We start from the raw sequence: 4,809 nt of genomic DNA, 5'->3' as shown, positions 1-4,809 counted from the left end.
GTTGCGGGTGTGGTCGGGGCCGGGGAGTCTGGATAGGGTGCGGGCGACACGGACGGTGGTGCCGTCGTCGGTGATGTCGCGACGCCGCAGTGCCCACACCGCGCCGGAGCGGAGCGCGCCGACACCGGCGAGGGCGAGGGGGACGCGCCACTCATCGGCTACGGCGGCGAGGTAGGTGCGCAGCTCGGTCGGGGTGAGCGCCACGGAGACGTGCGCCGGGGCTGGTTTCCCCGCGCCTTTGACGGCGACGGGATTGGTAGGGATCAGCCCATCGTCCACCGCATCACCCATGACGGAGCGCAGCAGCTGGTACGCGTTGCCGTTCTGCGTGGCGGTGGCGGGTAGCGCGTCGTACCAGCGACGCACCATGTCGCGGGTGAGGGCAGTGACAGTGATGTGGCCCAGCTCGGGAGCGATGACGAGCTTGACGAGGTTGCGGTAGGTGGCGGCGGTGGAGTCTCGCAGCGGTTTGCGGCTGCGCTGCTGGCGTCGGGTGATGATGTGCTCGCACCACTGTGCGACGGTGGTGGGGCGGTGCTCGACGGCGCGGTTGGTGGGTGGCGTCCACTGCTGCCGGTCGATCAGTATTTCCTCGTCGCGCAGCCACGCCTCGGCGTCGGAGCGGAGCAGGTAGGTGGAGGGACCGAGGTAGTGGAGGCCGTCGGGCCCGATGTAGCGGGCCTGGTAGCGACCACTGGGGAGCTGTCGGAGCGCGCCGAAGGGGCGTCGTTGTCTGGCCATGCGATGAGTCTATGGCACGCTAGTGGCACGCGAGGCTGCGGAACCTGATTTTTGAGCGTAAATGAGAGAGGTTCAAGTCCTCTCTCGGACACACGAAGAATTGCCCCTGACTAGGTTAAATGCCTAGTCAGGGGCTTTTCTGTGTGTATAGGAGTGTGTGAGAGTGTGCAGGAGTGTGTAGGAGTGTGGCTCACTATGGCACGCTAGATGCACGGCCAAGAAATCTCCCCGGTGTTTTCTCGATCCCCTCTTGCATACCGGTACCCACATGTGTATACTGGGATACATCAGATAGGGAAAGGAACCCGCTATGAACGCCACGATCACCTACCGCACCGGCAGCTACTACAGCGAGACCGACACAGCCAACCACATCTGGGAGATCTCCGACGAGCAGGGCATCGCCTCCGAGCTGTACGTCAGCATCAGCGACGCCGAGGTCATGCAGATCGAGACCCGCGAGGATCGCCGCGGCGAGGGCCTCGCCCGCCAGCTCTGGGAGGCCGCCAATGCGCAACTCGGCATCGTCTACCACAGCCTCCCCGCGCACCGTACCCCCGAGGGCGAGGCTTTCGCCAGCGCGGTCGGCGGCGAGTCCGTCACGGAGTGCCACATCGATAGCTGCGACTGCACGGACATCATCGACGACGACCCCTACGGCTACTGAGCCACCACCGACCACACGACAGGAGACAGACCATGACCAGCTACACCACCCGCGACGAGGCCATCCTCCGCCAGATCATCGAGCCCATCGAGTCCGGTGACGCCAGCCGCGACGAGTACGACATCGACGCGATCGCCGCTGAGGTGCTCGACACCATCGGCGAGGGCACCGAGTACCGGTGGACGCAGACCGCCGACGACGCCGAGTTTTGGGCCGCTGTCGAGCGCCACCGCCGCCCCAGCATCCTTGAGCAACTCAACGGCTACGACGGCGACAACCTGTTCCGGGACGTCATCTACGGACTCGACGGCTACGACGAGGACGCCACCAGCGAGGCCGACCCCAACTACCGCAACGACACGTTCGTCGCCGCAGGCGTCACCTACCGCTACGACTACCAGCGCGCCGAGTGGGTGACCGCATGACCACCGCACGCGCACCGATGACCGAGCACGACCTCGACGCATGGCTGTCCGACACGACCGCCACCCCGACCCAACGCGCCGAGCTGCTGGCCGCCGACGCGGCACTGTGCGAGACGATCCCCGACGATGGGGAGCCCGGCACGGGTTCCCCGGAGTTCATGGGCGCCGCGAAGCTCGTCCTGGGCGACGCCACCCTCGCCGACCTCGCGGCCACGCTGCTGGCTGCGCGGATCGCGGAGCGTGAGGCGATGGCCGAGCTGCAGGGCGCCATCGTCGCGGCCCATCAGCGGGGGGTGTCAGTGATGGAACTGGCCCGCCAATCGGGTCTCACTCGACGCACCGTGTACCGGACCCTCAGCCGATGACGGCGGCGGCCTGCGGTCGTGGGAGTCTGAGCGGGATCGGATCAGTGAGCGGGCTGAGGCTCTGATCTGGGCTGAGCTGGCCCGCCATGATGAGCAGGTGCGGCGGATGCTGGATGCTGGGGTGCCGGTGGTTTTGTCGCGCCACCCGGTGGGTGACAGGCCTCGGGGGTGGTGGGCTGCCGCTGCCGGGCGGGCGATGCTGACTGATCCCGATCTCGAGGTGGAGTGGCTACGATGATGAGCACGACGCGCTACTAGCGCCTGAGGCAGCAAAAAGCTGGCCCCCGCCACGGGGGCGGGGGCCAGTTGCTTGCGCCAGGGTTAGGTCTAGGTGGTGAGGACGGCCTGCACCGCCAGCATGATCGCCGCGTCCGTGACCCGTGCCGGGTGAGTACCGCATGCGGCGAGCTCGTCCCAGACCGCCTTCCGTGACGGGACGCGACCCGAGAACGCTTTGCACGCCGCGCCCCAGTGGTAGGCGTAAAGGGTGGCGAGGGAGGTTTGCTCGCCGCCGACGGTGATGCGGGCTCCGATGATGCGGGACATGTGGATGGTCGCCTCCCCCTCGGCTATGCCTGCGAGGCGGGTGGCGCGTCGGATGCGGTCAGCGAGGCCAGCGTCTTCCTCGGCGAGCCGGACCTCCTCAGCGGATGCGTGGATGGTGATTGCCATAGTGATCTCCTTGTCAGGTGTTGTGTGGGGTGCCGGGGAGGGCGACAGGCCACGGGTCGCGCGACTGCCCGCTAAAAACGCCCATGTACGCCCCACCGTCGCGTGTGGCCCCAGGGGCTACCCTCAACTCGTCTCCACTGAGGCGCAGGGGGGTGAAGCTTTGGCCGCTGCTCGCGTAGGAGTACGGCTCGCCGCGAGCGAAAACTCTCCACCCGGGGGTGAAGGTCCATATGATCGGCTCGTACTCCGAGGTTGAGGTGCGGAAACCGTAGTCCAGCGTGATCGAGCTGCCGACGCGCCTCAGGATGAGCACACGATCCCAGGAGCCACCCGTCTTCATCCGGTCGTAGTAGGGGCTCAGTGGTGCCACGTCCCGGAAACCGGTGTCTCCGACGGTGCAGAGCCACCCGTCGCGGGAGCATAGGGTGTCCGTCAGTACTCGCTGCCACCGCCACGCCCCCACACTCGCGCCGTCTGTGGAGCGGTACTCACACCCCACCGGCAGTGCTGCGAGCTGGGACGCCGTCAGGGACGTGGTGGACGGGATATCGGGCCTGCCGGGGCCGACCACGAGATAGTCGGAGGCGGTCGGCACCGCACCCGGCGGGCCGGGGCTCCCGGGTGGACCGGCCGGGAGCCCGAGCTGTAGCGCCATGTCGGGCCACTGCCCAGTCAGGGCAGCGGTCGGGGGCTGGCCTGCCGCCACCTGTGTCGCGGTGACAGGCCACGGCCCGGACGGCACCGGCGCACCATCACCCGCCACACCTCTCGGGACACCAACATCGAGCGCGTAACTACCCGGCCCCGTCTGACGCACCTGCACCGTCGCCGACTGGCCGGGGGCCAGTGTGGACGTGGTGCCAGCCGTGACAGTCGGCGCGGGTCCGGTCAGGGCAGGGCCGGTGGGGGTGCCGTCGATGACGAGGCGGGCATCAGCACCGACGGCCACGGCCGGGGAAAGCCCGTCATCGCCGCGCTCACCCCGCCGCCCCTCAGGCACACCCAGATCGAGCCGATACACACCAGCGCCAGCCTCCACCACAGAGACCGTGGCGGGCTCGCCATACGGGACCGTCGAGACACCCCCAGCAGTGAGCTTCGGCGCGGGTCCAGTAGCACCCGGCACGCCCGGCACATACCGCACCACCTGCCCCTGCTGCGGACAGTCAGCAGTCCAGCGGGAGATGACACGCACCTGCCCAGCCATCAGGGTTCCGCCCCCATGGACGACCGCCACGCCACGCACATGCCACCCAGCAGACACCACCTGAGCGACCTGCTCAGCGGACAGCACCCACGACACCCCCTCGGCGTGAGGCGACGGGGACACGTCGAGACCGGCCTCGAAACGCAGCACCGCGCCGGACGGGACGCCGGGCGCGACGATCGACGCCGGGTCACCCTCCACCAAACGCACCGTCAACGGCGCGACCGTGGGGCCGATATCCAGCCCTCGACACTCAGCCACCGCAGATCAGTCCTCGTCGGCGGCGTGGCGGGGACGCAGCTCCACATGAGAGTCGTCCCCGAACCGGCGCAGCAGCCACGCCACCAGCGCCGTCCCAGCAGCCTGCGCCAACGTCCACGACCACTGAGGCGCAGTCTGCCACACCTGCGACCACGACTCGGCCCCTAGCACAGCAGGGGCAGCCATCAGCACACCGAGGAGGACAGCGACCCCGAGACCCTGCCAGAGGGTTTGCCAGCCACGCCGGGCAGCGATAGCCGGACGCGCCTCAGCCGGGATCGGTGGGACAATAGGAGGGGTAGGGGTAGGGGTAGGGGTAGTAGGGGTCATGATGGGTCCTCTCGTACAGGGGACGGCTCCGTGTCGTCCACCGGATCAGGGTCGAGCCACAGGCTCGGGTCAATATGGTCACGGATGCGGTGCGGGACGCGGGGCATCCGGCCCCAGTCAGGGCGGCGGAGCATCCCGACC

Annotated in this window: 6 protein-coding genes; 3 read left to right on the top strand and 3 right to left on the bottom strand. The window is 68.3% G+C overall.

Features of this window, described 5'->3' with window-relative positions:
• A partial coding sequence (locus tag ACTQ05_RS09265; protein ID WP_441538934.1) for a hypothetical protein occupies positions 1-741 on the bottom strand: 741 nt, incomplete at its 3' end.
• 310 nt (positions 742-1,051) lie between these two features.
• Between ACTQ05_RS09265 and ACTQ05_RS09260 the strand changes: the two genes are divergently transcribed.
• Genes ACTQ05_RS09260 through ACTQ05_RS09250 form a run of 3 tightly spaced genes read left to right on the top strand, consistent with a single transcriptional unit; the run spans position 1,052 to position 2,198 of the window.
• On the top strand, positions 1,052-1,408 hold the full coding sequence (locus ACTQ05_RS09260; RefSeq protein ID WP_432232227.1) for a hypothetical protein: 357 nt from the start codon (positions 1,052-1,054) through the stop codon (positions 1,406-1,408).
• A 32-nt stretch (positions 1,409-1,440) separates the two neighbouring features.
• Positions 1,441-1,833 carry a hypothetical protein gene (locus tag ACTQ05_RS09255; RefSeq protein WP_441042226.1) on the top strand — a complete coding sequence of 131 codons (393 nt, stop codon included), beginning with the start codon at positions 1,441-1,443 and terminating at the stop codon, positions 1,831-1,833.
• Complete coding sequence (locus ACTQ05_RS09250; RefSeq protein ID WP_441042224.1) at positions 1,830-2,198, top strand: helix-turn-helix domain-containing protein; 369 nt, start codon at positions 1,830-1,832, stop codon at positions 2,196-2,198. Before ACTQ05_RS09255 ends, ACTQ05_RS09250 begins: the two co-directional genes overlap by 4 nt.
• A gap of 327 nt (positions 2,199-2,525) precedes the next feature.
• On the opposite strand, the gene ACTQ05_RS09245 is transcribed toward ACTQ05_RS09250, so the two are convergent.
• Complete coding sequence (locus tag ACTQ05_RS09245; RefSeq protein WP_441042222.1) at positions 2,526-2,870, bottom strand: hypothetical protein; 345 nt, start codon at positions 2,868-2,870, stop codon at positions 2,526-2,528.
• A 1,474-nt stretch (positions 2,871-4,344) separates the two neighbouring features.
• Positions 4,345-4,524: a hypothetical protein gene (locus ACTQ05_RS09240; protein ID WP_441085560.1), complete on the bottom strand. Its 180-nt coding sequence runs from the start codon at positions 4,522-4,524 to the stop codon at positions 4,345-4,347.
• Positions 4,525-4,809: the final 285 nt, after the last annotated feature.

The sequence above is a fragment of the Collinsella sp. LCP21S3_A9 genome (genome assembly GCF_052118785.1).
Taxonomy (GTDB): domain Bacteria; phylum Actinomycetota; class Coriobacteriia; order Coriobacteriales; family Coriobacteriaceae; genus Collinsella.
The sequence above is the reverse complement of the archived record's forward strand: the minus strand, read 5'-3'. Positions and strand labels throughout refer to the sequence as shown.

Excerpts from the sequence above, each read along its gene's own strand:
- ACTQ05_RS09260 (WP_432232227.1), top strand. The coding sequence starts at position 1,052 with ATGAACGCCACGATCACCTACCGCACCGGCAGCTACTACAGCGAGACC.
- ACTQ05_RS09255 (WP_441042226.1), top strand. The coding sequence starts at position 1,441 with ATGACCAGCTACACCACCCGCGACGAGGCCATCCTCCGCCAGATCATC.
- ACTQ05_RS09250 (WP_441042224.1), top strand. The coding sequence starts at position 1,830 with ATGACCACCGCACGCGCACCGATGACCGAGCACGACCTCGACGCATGG.
- ACTQ05_RS09245 (WP_441042222.1), bottom strand. The coding sequence starts at position 2,870 with ATGGCAATCACCATCCACGCATCCGCTGAGGAGGTCCGGCTCGCCGAG.
- ACTQ05_RS09240 (WP_441085560.1), bottom strand. The coding sequence starts at position 4,524 with ATGGCTGCCCCTGCTGTGCTAGGGGCCGAGTCGTGGTCGCAGGTGTGG.